This is a genomic window from Dyella sp. ASV21 (assembly GCF_016428975.1).
Classification (GTDB): Bacteria; Pseudomonadota; Gammaproteobacteria; order Xanthomonadales; family Rhodanobacteraceae; genus Dyella.
In genome coordinates, this window is the sequence record NZ_JAELTT010000424.1 from 1 (window position 1) to 255 (window position 255).

The window sequence follows — 255 nt, forward strand, 5'->3', positions numbered from 1 at the left end:
AATCACTGACCTGGGATCGCGGCAAGGAGATGGCTGACCACCGGCGCTTTACCTTGGCGACCGATATCCAGGTCTACTTCTGCGATCCGCAACATCCGTGGCAACGTGGCTCGAACGAGAACACGAATGGCCTACTTCGCCAGTACTTTCCCAAAGGCACCGACGTGTCGGTGTATTCTCAGGCGAAGCTTGATGCCGTTGCCCGTCGATTGAACGAGCGGCCCCGGCAGACGTTGAACTTCGAAACGCCGGCCG

General features: G+C 58.8%; 1 protein-coding gene. It reads left to right on the forward strand.

The window, feature by feature from the left end; all coding sequences use genetic code 11:
- Nucleotides 1-255: IS30 family transposase (locus JHD67_RS22980; RefSeq protein ID WP_199101247.1), on the forward strand; the 255-nt coding region annotated here is incomplete at both ends.